Annotated in this window: 14 protein-coding genes and 1 tRNA gene; 6 read left to right on the plus strand and 9 right to left on the minus strand. The window is 65.4% G+C overall.

Going from position 1 to position 15223, the window contains the following annotated elements; genetic code table 11:
* The first annotated feature begins 21 nt into the window (after positions 1 to 21).
* From mobA to AC1Q7Q_RS18020, 3 genes are all read left to right on the plus strand, one after another.
* The gene (gene mobA, locus AC1Q7Q_RS18010; RefSeq protein ID WP_183034275.1) at positions 22 to 621 is read left to right on the plus strand and encodes a molybdenum cofactor guanylyltransferase MobA; all 600 of its coding nucleotides are present in this window, start codon (positions 22 to 24) and stop codon (positions 619 to 621) included.
* A 35-nt stretch (positions 622 to 656) separates the two neighbouring features.
* Complete coding sequence (gene moeA, locus AC1Q7Q_RS18015) at positions 657 to 1934, plus strand: molybdopterin molybdotransferase MoeA (RefSeq protein WP_492374605.1); 1278 nt, start codon at positions 657 to 659, stop codon at positions 1932 to 1934.
* A gap of 183 nt (positions 1935 to 2117) precedes the next feature.
* Positions 2118 to 2384, plus strand: coding sequence for a hypothetical protein (locus AC1Q7Q_RS18020; protein WP_006158586.1), 267 nt, complete (start codon positions 2118 to 2120; stop codon positions 2382 to 2384).
* A gap of 72 nt (positions 2385 to 2456) precedes the next feature.
* Here the strand turns inward: AC1Q7Q_RS18020 and AC1Q7Q_RS18025 are convergent, their stop codons facing one another.
* The 6 genes from AC1Q7Q_RS18025 to AC1Q7Q_RS18050 form a co-directional block, all read right to left on the minus strand.
* Positions 2457 to 3926: a DNA recombination protein RmuC gene (locus tag AC1Q7Q_RS18025; protein WP_492374606.1), complete on the minus strand. Its 1470-nt coding sequence runs from the start codon at positions 3924 to 3926 to the stop codon at positions 2457 to 2459.
* A 32-nt stretch (positions 3927 to 3958) separates the two neighbouring features.
* On the minus strand, positions 3959 to 4957 hold the full coding sequence (locus AC1Q7Q_RS18030) for a 2-hydroxyacid dehydrogenase (protein ID WP_492374607.1): 999 nt from the start codon (positions 4955 to 4957) through the stop codon (positions 3959 to 3961).
* An 8-nt stretch (positions 4958 to 4965) separates the two neighbouring features.
* Positions 4966 to 6408 (minus strand): sodium:proton antiporter, encoded by a 1443-nt coding sequence (locus AC1Q7Q_RS18035; RefSeq protein WP_492374608.1) that lies wholly within the window; start codon positions 6406 to 6408, stop codon positions 4966 to 4968.
* Positions 6409 to 6585: 177 nt separating this feature from the next.
* Positions 6586 to 7272, minus strand: coding sequence for a LutC/YkgG family protein (locus AC1Q7Q_RS18040; RefSeq protein WP_492374609.1), 687 nt, complete (start codon positions 7270 to 7272; stop codon positions 6586 to 6588).
* A 91-nt stretch (positions 7273 to 7363) separates the two neighbouring features.
* The gene (gene pncB / locus AC1Q7Q_RS18045) at positions 7364 to 8542 is read right to left on the minus strand and encodes a nicotinate phosphoribosyltransferase (RefSeq protein WP_150983141.1); all 1179 of its coding nucleotides are present in this window, start codon (positions 8540 to 8542) and stop codon (positions 7364 to 7366) included.
* Between the two features lie 89 nt (positions 8543 to 8631).
* Positions 8632 to 9165, minus strand: a complete 534-nt coding sequence (locus AC1Q7Q_RS18050) for a hypothetical protein (RefSeq protein ID WP_492374610.1) — start codon at positions 9163 to 9165, stop codon at positions 8632 to 8634.
* A 353-nt stretch (positions 9166 to 9518) separates the two neighbouring features.
* Here AC1Q7Q_RS18050 and fdxA point away from each other — a divergent pair, with 353 nt between their 5' ends.
* The 3 genes from fdxA to AC1Q7Q_RS18065 all read left to right on the plus strand — a co-directional run bounded on the left by fdxA (position 9519) and on the right by AC1Q7Q_RS18065 (position 11334).
* The gene (gene fdxA, locus AC1Q7Q_RS18055; protein ID WP_043347955.1) at positions 9519 to 9842 is read left to right on the plus strand and encodes a ferredoxin FdxA; all 324 of its coding nucleotides are present in this window, start codon (positions 9519 to 9521) and stop codon (positions 9840 to 9842) included.
* 98 nt (positions 9843 to 9940) lie between these two features.
* Complete coding sequence (locus AC1Q7Q_RS18060) at positions 9941 to 11050, plus strand: NAD(P)/FAD-dependent oxidoreductase (protein WP_150983139.1); 1110 nt, start codon at positions 9941 to 9943, stop codon at positions 11048 to 11050.
* 208 nt (positions 11051 to 11258) lie between these two features.
* Positions 11259 to 11334: transfer RNA gene (locus AC1Q7Q_RS18065), tRNA-Asn, on the plus strand.
* A 154-nt stretch (positions 11335 to 11488) separates the two neighbouring features.
* On the opposite strand, the gene AC1Q7Q_RS18070 is transcribed toward AC1Q7Q_RS18065, so the two are convergent.
* The 3 genes from AC1Q7Q_RS18070 to fusA all read right to left on the minus strand — a co-directional run bounded on the left by AC1Q7Q_RS18070 (position 11489) and on the right by fusA (position 15097).
* Positions 11489 to 12415, minus strand: coding sequence for a tripartite tricarboxylate transporter substrate binding protein (locus AC1Q7Q_RS18070; RefSeq protein ID WP_492387193.1), 927 nt, complete (start codon positions 12413 to 12415; stop codon positions 11489 to 11491).
* Between the two features lie 216 nt (positions 12416 to 12631).
* A complete protein-coding gene (locus AC1Q7Q_RS18075; protein WP_492376256.1) occupies positions 12632 to 12913 on the minus strand; it encodes a hypothetical protein in 282 nt (93 codons plus the stop codon).
* Positions 12914 to 12988: 75 nt separating this feature from the next.
* Positions 12989 to 15097 (minus strand): elongation factor G, encoded by a 2109-nt coding sequence (fusA, locus tag AC1Q7Q_RS18080; RefSeq protein WP_416049202.1) that lies wholly within the window; start codon positions 15095 to 15097, stop codon positions 12989 to 12991.
* Positions 15098 to 15223 lie beyond the last annotated feature (126 nt).

Here is a 15223-nt window from a genome sequence, read left to right on the forward strand (position 1 = left end):
ACCCTATCCTCCCATCCCCCGATGATTTCTCGCGAAGACATTACCGGCCTGATCCTGGCCGGCGGCAGGGGCAGCCGCATGGGCGGCACCGACAAGGGCCTGCAGCCGTTTCGTGGCGCGCCCATGGCAATGCATACGCTGATGCGCCTGTCCGCGCAGACCGGCGGCATGCTGATCAACGCCAACCGCAACCTGGCCGCGTATGAGTCCTTCGGCGTGCCGGTGGTCACCGATTCGGTGCCGGACTTCGCCGGGCCCCTGGCTGGCATGCTGGCCGGGCTGGAACAGTGCCAGACGGGCTGGATGCTGAGCGCGCCCTGCGACTCGCCTTTCCTGCCATCCGACCTGGCCGCGCGCCTGGCGAGCGCGATCGACGCGCAAGGCGCCGAGATGGCCATTCCCGTCACCATCGACGCGGATGGCCGCCGGCAGGTCCAGCCGGTGTTTTGCCTGATGCCGGTCACGGCGCTCGACGGCCTGGTGGCTTTCCTCAACGGCGGCGGCCGCAAGATCGAAACCTGGGCCGCCTCGCACCGCCTGGCCGAAGTGCTGTTCGAAGACGCCGGCGCCTTCGCCAATATCAATACCCTGGATGAGTTGCGCACGCTCGAGGCGCGCTGACAACCCAAGCCAGGCCGCTGCCCCGGGAACGGTCCATGCCATCACTACAATCCGTCATTTCCTGCCTGTCCGACTACGATCCCGGTGCGTTGCCGGTGGCGCAGGCCAACCAGATCATCGGCGAGGTGGTCGAGCCCGTGAGGGGCACCGAGCAGGTCGCCCTGCGCACCGCGCTCGACCGCGTGCTGGCCGAAGACGTCATCTCCATGCTGGACGTGCCTGCGCACGACAACTCCGCCATGGACGGCTATGCGTTCGCCAGCAGCGAGTTGGCCGCGGGCGGCAACGTGACCCTGGCTGTGGTCGGCAGCGCCTTCGCCGGCGCTGCCTGCGAGCAAGCGGTTGCGCGCGGGCAGGCAGCGCGCATCATGACGGGCGCCATCATGCCGGCCGGCTGCGACACCGTGATTCCACAGGAATTCGTCGACGTCGAGGGCGAGCTGATTCGCTTTGATGCCAAGGCGGTACGGGCCGGCGACAACCGCCGCCTGCGGGGCGAAGACCTCGCCATCGGCCAGCCGGCACTGGCCGCCGGGCGCATCCTGCAGCCGGCCGACCTCGGGCTGCTGGCGTCGCTGGGCGTGGCCGAAGTCAAGGTGCGGCGCCGCCTGCGCGTGGCGTTCTTCTCCACCGGGGACGAACTGCGCTCCATTGGCGAGCCGCTCGATGCGGGCTGCGTCTACGACTCAAACCGCTACACGCTGCACGGCATGCTGCGGCGGCTGAACGTGGACCTGATTGACATGGGCGTGGTGCACGATGATCCCGCCGCGCTCGAAGCGGCGTTGCGCAGCGCGTGCGAAAACGCCGACGCGGTCATCACCTCGGGCGGTGTCTCGGTGGGAGAAGCCGACTACACCAAGCAGATCATGGCCCAGCTTGGCGATGTGACCTTCTGGAAGATCGCCATGCGCCCCGGCCGGCCCATGGCCTTCGGGCGCATCGCTTCTCACGGCCGCGAAGCGCTGCTGTTCGGCCTGCCGGGCAACCCCGTGGCGGTGATGGTGACGTTCTATCATTTCGTGCGGGCCGCCCTGCACCGCCAGATGGGCGCCAAGGTGGCGCCCCTGCCTCTGATGCGCGTGCGCAGCGCCCAGGCGATCCGCAAGAAACCTGGCCGCACCGAGTACCAGCGCGGCATCCTGGCGCCTGCCCCGGAGGGCGGCTGGCAGGTTAGCATCACCGGGCAGCAGGGCTCGGGCGTGCTGCGCTCGATGAGCGAGGCCAATTGCTTCATCGTGCTCGGGCACGAACAGGGCATGGTCGCCGCCGGCGACGAGGTTGAAGTCATGCTGTTCGACGGGCTGATGTAAGCGCTGGCAGAAAGCCCGCCACGGTACGCCGGCTGCACCTTTGTGTCGTTTTTGCGCAGCAGTTTTGCCGGGGTTTAGCAAGCAGATCGGCGGTTTTCCGTACCCCGCGAGTGCCGGACTATGCGCCGCCTCCCCCATTGGATACACTTGCGCAACATTACTTTGCTTACTGCCCAAGCTGTCATGAATCAGGAGATTGCGTACCTCCACCCGGTCAAAACCGCCCGCGCGCTCGTGCTCGTGTACCTGTGCTTTTCGGTACCCATCGTCTCGCTGGGGCTGTTCGTGGCCTTTATCCGCTATGGCGACCTGCCCGGGATCACCGTCTTCACGGCACTGATTCTCAATGCGCTGATCGGTTTCGGCCTGCTGTGGCTGGCCTGCAAGGCCTACAACTGGGTGGCAGCGCGTTTTGGCGGCATCGAGGTGACAATCCGCGACTTGTCCTGAAACGGCCAGCCGCCGGAATGTAAAAAGCGCATCGAATCGATGCGCTTTTTTTTGCCCAGCGTTCTTTGCCCCTCAACCGCCTGCGGTCTCGTCATCCACCACAGCGGCCAGGCCAAGCAGTTCCTGCGCGTTCTCGCCCGGCAGCGCTTCCACGGTGCGCAGCTTGCGCTCCATCTGGCGCGTACGCACCTCGGCCTGCTCGATGTTGCGGGCAGCGCGTTCCAGCGTATCGCGGGTCTTGGCCAGCACATCGCCGAACTTGCCGAACTCGGTCTTGACCGCGCCCAGCACCTCCCAGACTTCGCTTGAGCGGCGCTCCAGCGCCAGGGTGCGAAACCCCATCTGCAAACTGTTAAGCAACGCGGCCAGCGTGGTCGGCCCGGCTACCGTGACGCGGAAATTGCGTTGCAGCAGGTCGGCCAGCCCCGGGCGCCGCAAGACTTCGGCATACAACCCCTCGGTGGGGAGAAAGAGGATGGCGAAGTCCGTCGTCGCCGGCGGCGACACATATTTCTCGGAGATCGTCTGAGCCTCGCGCTTGATCGCGGCTTCCAGTTCGCGCCCGGCCAGCGCCACGCCATCGACATCGCCGCGCTCCTGCGCGTCGAGCAGGCGCTCGTACTGTTCCTTCGGGAACTTGGCATCAATGGGCAGCCACACCTGCCCGCCGGCAGCGTCCTTGCCCGGCAGGCGAATCGCAAACTCCACGCGCGCACCGGTATTGCGCACCGTCTCCACGTTCTTGGCGTACTGCTCGGCGGTTAGCACCTGCTCTAGCAGCATCTCCAGCTGCACTTCGCCCCATGTCCCGCGCGACTTGACGTTGGTCAGCACCCGCTTGAGGTCGCCCACGCCCTGAGCCAGCGCCTGCATTTCGCCAAGGCCCCGGTGCACCTGCTCGAGCCGGTCCGAGACCAGCTTGAAGGACTCGCCCAGCCGCTGCTCCAGCGTGGCGTGCAGCTTCTCGTCGACGGTGCGGCGCATCTCCTCGAGCTTGGCCGCGTTGTTGACCTCGATCTCCTTGAGCCGTTGCTCAAGCGTGGCGCGCACTTCGCCCAGGCGGCGCTCGTTGCCCTCGGACATCTGCGCCAGTTGCTGCTGCAGCCCGTCGCCAAATCGGCGCAACGCGCTGCCTTGCTCGTCGCGCGCCTGCTGGCCTTGTTGCAGCAGGTTCTGCCGGACCTGCTCGAGCTGCTGGGCGTTGGACTCGGTCAGCTTGGCAAGCTGCTGCGCGAACATGTCGATCTGGTTGTTCTGCAGCGTGGCGATGCTGGTGAGCTGCGAGGACAGAGCCTGCTGGAAACGCATCATCTGCTGGCCGGCTTCGCCACGGCCAACGCGCGCGCTCTCAGTGACCTCGGTGCGCAGCTCACGCTCCAGGCGCTCATTGCCGCGCGCGCCTTCGGCGCGCAGATCGGCGAGCTGGCGCAGCAGCTCCGGGCCGGCGCCGTCCTGTGCAACGCGCGGCCGCAGCAGCAACACCACCAGCAGCAGTACGGCTGCCAGTGCAAGGACCAGGGTCAACAGGGAAATCAAAGTCATGAATAGGTTGGCAGGTATTGGCAGCGAGAGGATCAGCGGCGGCGCGCCATCACTTCGGGATTGATCACGGAAGGCGGTTGCCCTGCCTGCGGTCCCACGCCGAGCGCGGCGATCAGGTTGTCAGCGGCCAGATCCGCCATGGCGCGGCGGGTCTTCTCCGAGGCACTGGCGATATGCGGGGTCAGCACCACGTTGGGCACCGTCAGCAGGTCGGGATGGACCTGTGGCTCTGCCTCGAATACGTCGAGCCCGGCAGCAAAGATGCGCCGTTCGCGCAGCGCCCGGGCCAGCGCAGCGTCGTCGACCACACCGCCGCGCGCCAGGTTGACCAGCGTGGCCGACGGCTTCATCTGCGCCAGCTCGGCGGCGCCGATACTGTGATGGCTCTGCGCGCTATACGGCAGCACCAGCAGCACATGATCGGACTGTGCCAGCAGCTCGGCCTTGCTGACATAGCGCGCGTTTAGCGCGCGCTCGGTGTCCTCGGGCAAACGGCTGCGGTTGTGATAGAGCACCGACATGCCAAACCCCGCAGCGCGGCGTGCCAGGGCCTGGCCGATGCGGCCCATGCCAAGGATGCCAAGCGTGCTGCGGTACAGGTCCATGCCGAGGAACATGTCGTAGCTCCACCGCTCCCACTTGCCAGCGCGCAGCCAATGCTCGGACTCGGTCACACGGCGCGCGGTCGCCATCAGCAAGGCCCAGCCGAAATCGGCCGTGGTCTCGGTCAGCACATCGGGCGTATTGGTGGCCACGATCCCGGCGGCGGTCAACGCCGGCACATCGAGGTTGTTGTACCCCACCGCCATGTTGCAGACCGCGCGCAAGGCCGGCAACCCGGCCACCAGGCCGGCATCGATGCGGTCCGCGGCATTGGCCAGGACACCGGCCTTGCCGGCGAGGCGCGCCTTGAGCGCGGCGCCATCCAGCGCCACGTCCGGCTGGTTGTCGTCGACGTCGAAGTACTGCGCGAGCCGTTCGATCACTTCGGGAAAGACGGCGCGGGTCACGAGAACGGAAGGCTTGGTCATGCTCACACTCACACGCGGAAGAAGATAAAGGTCATCACCAGGAACAGCGGCACCAGCACGCAGATCGACCACAGCATGTAGCCGAAGAAGCTGGGCATGCGCACGCCGCGGCTTTCGGCAATTGCCTTGACCATCAGGTTGGGCGCGTTGCCGATATAGGTATTGGCGCCCATGAACACGGCGCCGGCCGAGATGGCCGCGAGCGTTGAGGCATCGCGCGTCATCAGCGTGGCGGGATCGCCGCCCGCGGTGTTGAAGAACACCAGGTAGGTCGGCGCATTGTCCAGGAAAGACGAAAGAATGCCCGTGGCCCAGAAGTACATGCTGTCGATGGGCTGGCCGCCGCTATCGCTGACCATGCGGATCACGCTGGCGAAGGCGCCGTCGGTACCGGCCTTGAGCATGGCGATCACGGGAATGATGGTGAGGAATATGCCGGCGAACAGCTTGCCGACTTCCAGGATCGGTTCCCAGTTGAACTCGTTGCCCGTGCGCGCCGTGCTCGGCGTGATTGCCAGGGACACGAGCGCCACCACCACCAGCAACACATCGCGCACCGCCGCCGGCAGGCCGACCATGGTGCCCATCACGTTGAACTCGATACCGGGCTTCCACAGCCCGCTCATCAGCACCAGGCCCACCACCGCCAGCAGCAGCACGAAATTACGCTTGCCTTCAATGCGGATGCCCGCGGAATCGGGCGTGGGGTCCGCTGCCTGCGGCAACTCTTCTTCCTTGTTCAGGTAGTAGTAGCGATCGACGAAATAGAAAATCACCAGCAGCGCGATGCAGATGAACAGCGTCTCGGGCAGGATGTTGCGCAGGGTCCAGAAAAAATCCACGCCTTTCAGGAAACCCAGGAACAGCGGCGGATCGCCCAGCGGCGTCAGCGCGCCACCCGCATTGGCCGCCAGGAAAATAAAGAACACCACCACGTGCGCCACATGCCTGCGGTTGTCGTTGGCGCGCAGCAGCGGCCGGATCAGCAGCATGGCGGCGCCGGTGGTGCCCATCAGGCTGGCCAGCACCGTGCCGAGTGCAAGCAGGCCGGTATTCAGGCGCGGCGTGCCATGCAGGTTGCCACGCACGCAGATGCCGCCGGCCACGATATAGAGTGCGGCGATCAGCGCGATAAAGGGGATGTACTCCGACAGCAGCGCGTGCACGGCATTGGCGGCGGCGGCATGCATGCCGAAGGCCTGCGCGAACGGTACCAGGAACAGCACTGCCCAGGCTGCGATGATCTTGCCGTAGTGGTGATGCCAGAAGCGCGGCGCGATCAACGGGAACAGCGCGATCGACAGCAAGGTGCCGGCGAAGGGCAACGCCCACATTGGCGACAGCGTGGCGCCATCGAGATCGGCGGCATGAGCCAGGCTCGGCGCCAGCGTGAACAGCAGGGTGAACAACAGCGGGGCCAGCAGGGACAGCAGTGCGGGGGCACGTCGCATCGGGCGGGATCTCCTTGTATCGGATTGCGTCACCCGGGCCTGATGGCGGCCGCGAGCGGAGAAAGCGCACGAGCCCGAATGGCCCGGCAAGCGGGCCGCAGGCGCGCGGCGAGACCCTCAAGTGTAAAGCAATCGCCGCGCGGCACCGCCGATTCCGGACGCCCTGGACTACCGCGCTCAGTCCTGCTCGACGAGGATCACGTGCACGCGGTAAGGGCCGTGCGCGCCGAGCACGATGGTCTGCTCGATGTCGCCGGTGCGCGAGGGCCCGCTGATGGTATTGGTAGCACGGGGCAGCTCCCCGCGCTCGCTGCGCACCAGCGCGAAGGCGTCCTCCAGGCCATCGACGATGCGCGAGACCGGCACCACCGCGATATGCGTCTCCGGCAGCAGCGCCGCCGAAGCGAAGGTCTGCGGGCCGGACAGCAGCATCAGCGAGCCGGTCTCGGCGATCGCGCAAAAGCAGCCCGTGATGCCGACCATGTCGCCATGGTCGTGATCGGCCTGCGCGTCGCGGATGGGCGGGCGGCACTCCACGATCAAGCCCTGCCCTTGCCAGTCCAGTGCCGCCAGGGTATCCCAGGCCACGGCGCGGCGCGCCAGGCCAAGGCTGTCCAGGTAGCGCGCGGCCGCGGCTGGCACATCGGCCATCGTGGCCACCCGCTCCACCGTAGAAGCCATTTTCTGCGCCTGTTCGTGGAAGGCCTGGATCCGGTCCACCGGCGCCGGCGGACGGGGCCCGGCGGGATGGCGCGCGAGATAGTCGGCCACCGCCGCGCGCTCGCCGTTGCTCACCCCGGGCGCGCGGCCCTGGGCGGCGCGGATGCGGGCAAAGATGCGATCGCGGGCGGAGGTGGTATCCATGAGTCGGTTTCCGGAGGTTGGAGGCTTCGTGACTTAGTGGCTTAGGGATCTGTGGGCTGCAGCAACGGCGCGCCTGCATCGAACTCGAGCGCTACGCCGGCGCCTTGATGCCGAACACCTGCCGCAGGTACGCCAGGTAGGCGGGATCGTCGCACATGGTCTTCTCGGGCGTGTCCGACAGCTTGGCCACTGGCTGGCCATTGCAGCGGGTCATCTTGATGACAATCTGCAGCGGCGTGTAGCCCAGATCGTTGGTCAGGTTGGTGCCCACGCCAAAGGCAAGCCGGCAGCGCCCGCCAAAGCGCTCGTACAGCTCGATCACGCGCGGGATGTCGAGGCTGTCGCTGAAGATCAGCGTCTTGCCCAACGGGTCGACGCGGCTGGCGGCGTAGTGTGCCAGCATGCGTTCGCCCCAGGCGATGGGGTCGCCGGAATCGTGCCGCACGCCGTCGAACAGCTTGCAGAAGTACAGGTCGAAATCGCGCAGGAAGGCGTCGAAGCCATAGGTGTCGGACAAGGCAATGCCGAGATCGCCTCGGTATTCCTTGGCCCAGACTTCCAGCGCGAACACCTGCGAGTCGCGCAGCCGCGGCCCCAGGGCCTGGCAGGCCTGCAGGTATTCATGCGCCATGGTGCCGAGCGGAACCAGGTTATGCGTGCGCGCGAAATGCACATTGCTGGTGCCGGCCAGTTGCGGGCCGAGTACCCGGCGCATGGTCCGCAACACCTCCTCCTGCCAGTCGCGCGAAAAGCGGCGACGCGAGCCGTAGTCGGCGATCACGCAGTCCGCGTGGGCAGGCATCTTCAGCAAGGCCAGTTTGTCTTCCAGGCGCTTGCGCCCCTCGCTCCAGTCAGGTTGCGGCTGGGTGCGGCGGAAATAGACCTCGTTGACGATGGCCAGCAACGGCACCTCGAACAGGATGGTATGCAGCCACGGCCCGCGGATGGTGATCTCGATCTCGCCGCTGCCGGGAGCGGCCGGCGCGATCGTCACGTATTTCTCGTTGAGGTGGAACAGGCCGAGGAAGTCGACGAAATCGCTCTTGATAAAGCGTAGCTCGCGCAGGTATTGCAGCTCGTCCGGCGTAAAGCGGACCTGGCAGAGCTGCGCCACTTCTTCGCGGATCTCGTCCACGTAGGGCGTCAGGTCGACCCCCGCGTTACGGCATTTGAAGCGGTATTCGACCTGCGCCGCCGGGAAGTGATGCAGCACCACCTGCATCATGGTGAACTTGTACAGGTCGGTGTCGAGCAATGAGGTAATGATCATGTCGGGCCAAACGGCAGTGCCGGGTCAGAGCGCCATGCTACCCGAAAGCGCGGCGCTCAAGCTATGGAGCCGCATCGGCCACGCCGGCCTCATGCGCCATCGAGGAAAGGATCAGGCTGGCGGCCCCGCGCGCTGCCGCGCAGGCACCACAGGACCTGCCCGCGATAGCCAGGGCAGCCAACCAGCGTGGCCTGCGCCCGGGGCACTTCGGCGGGCAGCGGTTCGGCGAAGGTTGCCGAACGGGCCGTGATGCGCTCCTGGTAGACCCGCTGCGTGCCGCGACGGAACACCAGCACCTGCACCGGCGCGCCGCGTTCGGGCTGCAGGCTGGCGTCGCATGGCAGGAAGCCGGCCTGGCCGCAGTTGGCCATGCCCTCCCCCGCCGCCTCGACCACCACGCCGAAATCATCCCAGTCGAAGAGTGCCAGCGCACTCAGCGATACCGGCCTGTCGCTCATCATGCGCCAGGCCATCAGGCGGGCCACCACGCTGTCCGGCGGTCCGGCCTTGGCCAGGGTCTGCGCATGCGCGGCAGGCATGGCCAGCGCCGCCAGGCATAGCAACGCGCTCACCGCCTGGCTGAAACGGCAGTTGCGCGGCGACTCCCGGACTGGTCTTGGCATGGAGCACTCCTCACTCGGTTAGGCACGCGGCAATACCGCGCAGGCAAGCTCAGGCAGCATACAACGGCAACGCCGCACCGGCCAGAAAAGCACATCGGCAGGCGTGACGCCAACTGTCTCGGATCAAATGCACATAAAGAAATAAGAAAACTATCTGATCTGGCTATATAGAGCGACTACCCTAGCGTTATGGCTCAGCTACAATATCGGTCTTTGATAGGCCACGGCCTTCGCTCGCGCCGCGTATGGTGAACCCGGTGAACTCTGGGTTGGGTCCGCACCGGCGTGATGAGCAAGGCACAACAGGCCAAATCCATTCCCATCGAAGCCGATCCCGTTTTTCTGGAACCGAAATGACTCACGTTGTCACCGAATCCTGCATCCGTTGCCGCTATACCGACTGCGTTGACGTGTGTCCGGTCGATTGTTTCCGCGAAGGCCCCAACTTCCTCGCCATCGACCCGGATGAGTGTATCGATTGCGCGGTGTGCGTGGCGGAATGCCCGGTCAACGCGATCTACGCCGAGGAAGACGTGCCGGGCGACCAGCAACAGTTCATCGACCTGAACGCCGAGCTGGCACGCAACTGGCCCTCCATCACCAAGACCAAGGCCCCGCTGGCCGAAGCCGAGGAATGGAAGGACACGGCCGAGAAGCTGCAGTACCTGCAACGCTGATACCTGCAACGCCAAAAGACAGGTCAGAAAGCCGTCCCCACCCACGCGCTTTCCCGTAATGCCGGGCACGCCTGTGCCCACAACGTATCAGGACGAATATGGACTTGAGCATCCCTAACCCCGTTGCCGACGCCACCAACCACGTTGCCGCCGGCAACGCTGGCGGCGGTCACCCGCTGGAAATCGACGCGCTGATCGTCGGTGCCGGTCCGGTCGGACTCTTCCAGGTCTTCGAACTGGGCCTGCTCGAAATCAAGGCGCACGTGATCGACTCCCTCAAGGTGGTTGGCGGCCAGTGCGTGGAGCTCTATCCGGACAAGCCCATCTACGACATCCCGGCCGTGCCCATCTGCACCGGCCAGGAACTGACGGACAACCTGCTCAAGCAGATCGAGCCGTTCGAGCCGACCTTCCACCTGGGCCAGGAAGTGGCCGTGGTGGAGCGCCGCGAAGATGGCCGCTTCTTCGTCGAAACCTCGCTCGGCACCCGCTTCATCACCAAGACCATCTTCATCGCCGCCGGCGTGGGTTCATTCCAGCCACGCACGGTCAAGGTGGACGGCATCGACAAGTTCGACGGCAAGCAGCTGTTCTACCGCGTCAAGGATCCGAGCCGCTTCCACGGCCGCAACCTGGTCGTGGTCGGTGGTGGCGACTCCGCGCTCGACTGGACGCTGGACCTGGTCGGCAAGGCCGAATCGGTGGTGATGATCCATCGCCGCGACGGCTTCCGCGCCGCGCCGGCATCGGTCGCCAAGATGAAGGACTTGTGCGAGCAGATGGAGATGCAGTTCCTGGTGGGCCAAATCAGCGGCTATGAGGAAAAGGACGGCCTGCTCACGGAGATCAAGGTGACGGGCGCCGACGGCGTGACCCGCCGCCTGCCGCTCGACGACCTGCTGGTGTTCTTCGGCCTGTCGCCCAAGCTGGGCCCGATCGCCGAATGGGGCCTGGACCTGGAGCGCAAGCAGATCAAGGTGGACACGGAGAAGTTCGAGACCAACATCCCGGGCATCTTCGCGGTGGGTGACATCAACACCTACCCCGGCAAGAAGAAGCTGATCCTCTCGGGCTTCCATGAAGCCGCGCTGGCTGCCTTCGGCGCCGCGCCCTACATCTTCCCCGAGAAGAAGATCCACATGCAGTACACGACCACCTCGCCAAAGCTGCACAAGATCCTCGGTGTCGATTCGCCGGTGTTCGACTGAACCTGGCGCGCCTGACTCAGCGCGTGGAAAAAAAATCGCCCTTCGGGGCGGTTTTTTTATGGCAAAGACCTGAAAGACCTTCTATAATGCGGCCCTGCCTCGGAACATCGGGGCGGAACCAGAAGTTCCGCAGTACCGGCAGTAAGAAATTACAGCGCAGGTGTTGACGGATAAACGAGAAACTGGTTACAATCCTTTTCTCAGCTGTTCCCTGATAGCTCAGTTGGTAGAGCGACGGACTGTTAATCCGCAGGTCGCTGGTTCGAGCCCAGCTCGGGGAGCCAAAGAATGTGAAGGGCCCGCAAGAAATTGCGGGCCTTTTCCATTTGTACGTCTACCTTCTTCGATGCATCGTGCTTCGGCATCGTAACGCCGCGCCCGGCCGCGGAACCGCTGCGGGTCCAAGCCCCGCAGCCACATCCCGCCCGCCCAGCCCCCCTACTCGATCGCAATGCCGTTCTGCTTGACCAGCCGCGCCCAGCGCGTCAGCTCGGTTTGCAGGAATTGCCCGAAGGCCTGTGGACCGCTGCCGACCGGCACCACACCAAGATCCAGCAACCGGGCATGAACCTTGGGATCGCTGACCGCGGCCTGCACGGCCGACGCCAGCCGCTCCACCACCTGCGGCGGCGTGCCCTTGGGCACGAAGAAACCATTCCACTCCAGCACGTCGAAGCCCGCCAGCCCGCTTTCCACCAACGTCGGCACGTCGGGCAACGCCGGCATGCGCTTGGCGCAAGTCACGGCCAGCGCCCGCAGCTTGCCGGCCTTCACATAGGGCAAGCCCGACGCCGCGTTGGCGAAGTAGGCATCGACCTGTCCGCCCATCACGTCGGTCAGCGCCGGCGCGCCGCCTTTGTACGGCACATGCAGCAGGTCGACCTTGGCCTGGCTCTTGAGCAGTTCTCCAACCATGTGAGCGGGGCTGCCGGGACCGTACGACGCGTAGGTTGTCTTGCCGGGATGCTGACGTGCGTAGCCGAGGAACTCGCCAACCGTCTTGTAGGGGGCGTTGGGCGGCACCACCAGGATATTGGGCGCCGTGACCGCCAGCGAGACCGGCAGGAAATCCTTGGCCGCATCGAACGGCAGCTTGCGCAGCGCCGGATTGACAACGAAAGTGGACGCGTCGTACAGCACCACATAGCCATCGGCCGGCGCCTGCGCGACCGCCGCGGCGCCGATGGTGCCGCTGGCGCCCGGCTTGTTGTCGATCACCACCTGCTGCTTGAGCAGCACGCTCATCTGAGCGGTGATGACGCGCGCCGCGTTGTCCGCGCCGCCGCCCGCCGAATAAGGCACCACGACGCGAATCGGCTTGGAGGGATAGCTATCCACGGCCTGTGCCGCGACCAACGCCGGCAGGCCAAGGAGCGCGGTGGCGAGCCATGCGGCAAGTTGCCTGCGCCTGCCGGCATGCACGGCCGGGGACGATGAGGCAAAACCCGACGGGCAGGCAGACGAAAAAGATGGCCAGAAAGAACGCACAAGCGCTGACACGCCAGCCGGCAAACCCTGCTGCATAGATTATCTCCAAATTATTTTCGTGGCGCGGCAGGACGCCGCGCCGATGCGTGGACACTAGGCTGGCGCCTGCCTTGAAGGTTGCCCGAACAGGCCGCACTCGAGATCGCTCTCGAACTCCTCGATCCAGCCGGCCCCTTCGCTCGCATCATAGGCGCTCTGCGCGTCCATTGCGGGGCGCCGCACGCTGACCTGGCGTTGCGCCGGGTCGCCGTCATCGGGCTGGAAGCCTTCGTCGGAGATCTCGAAGTCCCCCGGCACAAAGCCGAGCCGCGTGCACAGGGCCACGACTTCTCGTTGTTCGTCCTCGGGGAATTGGGAAAACGGATGCTTGGCCATTGCACTCTCCCGTCAAGTCGAAGCGGCGCCGCGTGGCGCGCGGCGCCATTTCCCTGCCCTGCCATTCCATGCGCGCTAGCGCGTGTGCCGGCTGTTGATGACTGCCTCGGCCACGCTCGCCGGGGCTTCCGTGTAGTGCTTGAACTCCATGGTGTAGGTGGCGCGGCCCTGGGTCAGGGACCGCAGCGAGGTCGAGTAGCCGAACATGGTGGCCAGCGGCACTTCTGCGCGCACCGACTTGCCGCCTCCGCCCGCGATGTCCTCCATGCCGTGCACGATGCCCCGGCGCGATGACAGGTCGCCCATCACGTTGCCAGTGAATTCCTCGGGCGTTTCGACCTCCACTGCCATCATCGGCTCGAGCAGGATCGGCTTGGCGCGGCGCATGCCCTCCTTGAACGCCATCGAGCCGGCCATGCGGAAGGCATTCTCGTTGGAGTCGACATCGTGATAGGAGCCGAACACCAGCGTGGCCTTGACGTCCACCACCGGGTAGCCGGCCAGCACGCCCGACGCCAGCGTTTCGCGGATGCCCTTGTCCACGGCGGGAATGAACTCGCGCGGCACCACGCCGCCCTTGATGGCATCGACGAACTCATAGCCCTTGCCCGGCGCCTGCGGCGCCAGATCGAGCACCACGTGGCCGTACTGGCCGCGCCCACCGGACTGCTTGACGAACTTGCCTTCGATGTCCTTCACCCCCTGCTTGATGGTCTCGCGGTAAGCCACCTGCGGCTTGCCGACCGAGGCCTCCACACCAAACTCGCGGCGCATGCGATCGACCAGGATTTCCAGGTGAAGCTCGCCCATGCCAGAGATAATGGTCTGGCCCGACTCCTCGTCGGTATGCACGCGGAACGAAGGGTCTTCCTGCGCCAGGCGATTCAGCGCCAGGCCCATCTTCTCCTGGTCGGCCTTGGTCTTGGGCTCGACCGCCTGCGAGATCACCGGGTCCGGGAAGCTCATGCGTTCGAGGATGATCACATGATCGGGATCGCATAGCGTGTCACCGGTGGTGGCCTCTTTCAGCCCTACCGCCGCAGCAATGTCGCCAGCGCGCACTTCCTTGATTTCGCTGCGCACATTGGCGTGCATCTGCAGGATCCGCCCCAGCCGCTCCTTCTTTTCCTTGACCGGGTTGTAGACCGTGTCGCCGGAGTTCACCACGCCCGAGTAGACGCGGAAGAAGATCAACTGCCCGACGAAGGGATCGGTCATGATCTTGAAGGCCAGCGCGGAGAACGGCTCGTCGTCATTGGGATGGCGCTCAGCCTCCTTGTCGTCCTCGGTATGGCCGAGAATCGCGGGCACGTCCGCCGGCGACGGCAGGTAGTCGATCACCGCATCGAGCAGCGTCTGCACGCCCTTGTTCTTGAACGCGCTGCCGCACAGCATCGGTACGATCTCGTTGGCAACGGTGCGCTTGCGCAGCGCGGCCCTGATCTCGTCCTCCGTCAGCAGCTCGCCGCCGAGGTACTTGTGCAGCAGCTCATCGCTGGCTTCCGCCGCGGCCTCGACCATCTTCTCGCGCCATTCCTTGGCCAGTTCCAGCAGTTCGGGCGGCACCTCGCGATATTCGAAGTGCAGCCCCTGGCTGGTGTCGTCCCAGACGGTCGCCTTCATCTTGACCAGGTCGATCACCCCCTGGAAGCCTTCCTCGGCGCCGATCGGTATCTGGACCGGCACCGGCGTGCCCTTGAGCCGCTCGGCAATCTGCGAGCGCACCCGGAAGAAGTCCGCGCCGACGCGGTCCATCTTGTTGACAAAGGCGATGCGCGGCACCTTGTATTTGTTGGCCTGGCGCCAGACCGTTTCCGACTGCGGCTGCACGCCGCCCACCGCGTCATAGACCATGCAGGCACCATCGAGCACGCGCATCGAGCGCTCCACCTCGATCGTGAAATCCACGTGCCCGGGGGTGTCGATGATATTGATGCGATGTTCAGGATAATTGCCGGCCATCCCCTTCCAGAACGCCGTGGTGGCGGCCGAGGTGATGGTGATGCCGCGCTCCTGCTCCTGCTCCATCCAATCCATGGTGGCTGCGCCGTCGTGGACTTCGCCGATCTTGTGGTTGACCCCGGTGTAGAAGAGGATGCGTTCGGTGGTGGTGGTCTTGCCAGCGTCGATGTGCGCGCTGATACCGATGTTCCGATAGCGCTCGATGGGGGTTTTGCGGCTCACGGTGATCTCCTGGTAGGCATCACTCAAAAGAGTAACACTTCTACAGGCGCCGCATCGTAAGGTACGCCACGCGCGGCTCGCCGGGCCGGCACGGCCAGTGCCGGCCTATCTCGCCCTAGCTCATGC

The organism is Cupriavidus sp. GW823-FHT07A04 (assembly GCF_058794615.1).

Coding starts and splice junctions, on each gene's coding strand:
- AC1Q7Q_RS18050 (WP_492374610.1), bottom strand. CDS start 9,165: ATGCCAAGACCAGTCCGGGAGTCGCCGCGCAACTGCCGTTTCAGCCAG.
- pncB (WP_150983141.1), bottom strand. CDS start 8,542: ATGATCATTACCTCATTGCTCGACACCGACCTGTACAAGTTCACCATG.
- AC1Q7Q_RS18040 (WP_492374609.1), bottom strand. CDS start 7,272: ATGGATACCACCTCCGCCCGCGATCGCATCTTTGCCCGCATCCGCGCC.
- AC1Q7Q_RS18075 (WP_492376256.1), bottom strand. CDS start 12,913: ATGGCCAAGCATCCGTTTTCCCAATTCCCCGAGGACGAACAACGAGAA.
- AC1Q7Q_RS18025 (WP_492374606.1), bottom strand. CDS start 3,926: ATGACTTTGATTTCCCTGTTGACCCTGGTCCTTGCACTGGCAGCCGTA.
- AC1Q7Q_RS18035 (WP_492374608.1), bottom strand. CDS start 6,408: ATGCGACGTGCCCCCGCACTGCTGTCCCTGCTGGCCCCGCTGTTGTTC.
- AC1Q7Q_RS18020 (WP_006158586.1), top strand. CDS start 2,118: ATGAATCAGGAGATTGCGTACCTCCACCCGGTCAAAACCGCCCGCGCG.
- fdxA (WP_043347955.1), top strand. CDS start 9,519: ATGACTCACGTTGTCACCGAATCCTGCATCCGTTGCCGCTATACCGAC.
- mobA (WP_183034275.1), top strand. CDS start 22: ATGATTTCTCGCGAAGACATTACCGGCCTGATCCTGGCCGGCGGCAGG.
- moeA (WP_492374605.1), top strand. CDS start 657: ATGCCATCACTACAATCCGTCATTTCCTGCCTGTCCGACTACGATCCC.
- AC1Q7Q_RS18060 (WP_150983139.1), top strand. CDS start 9,941: ATGGACTTGAGCATCCCTAACCCCGTTGCCGACGCCACCAACCACGTT.
- AC1Q7Q_RS18030 (WP_492374607.1), bottom strand. CDS start 4,957: ATGACCAAGCCTTCCGTTCTCGTGACCCGCGCCGTCTTTCCCGAAGTG.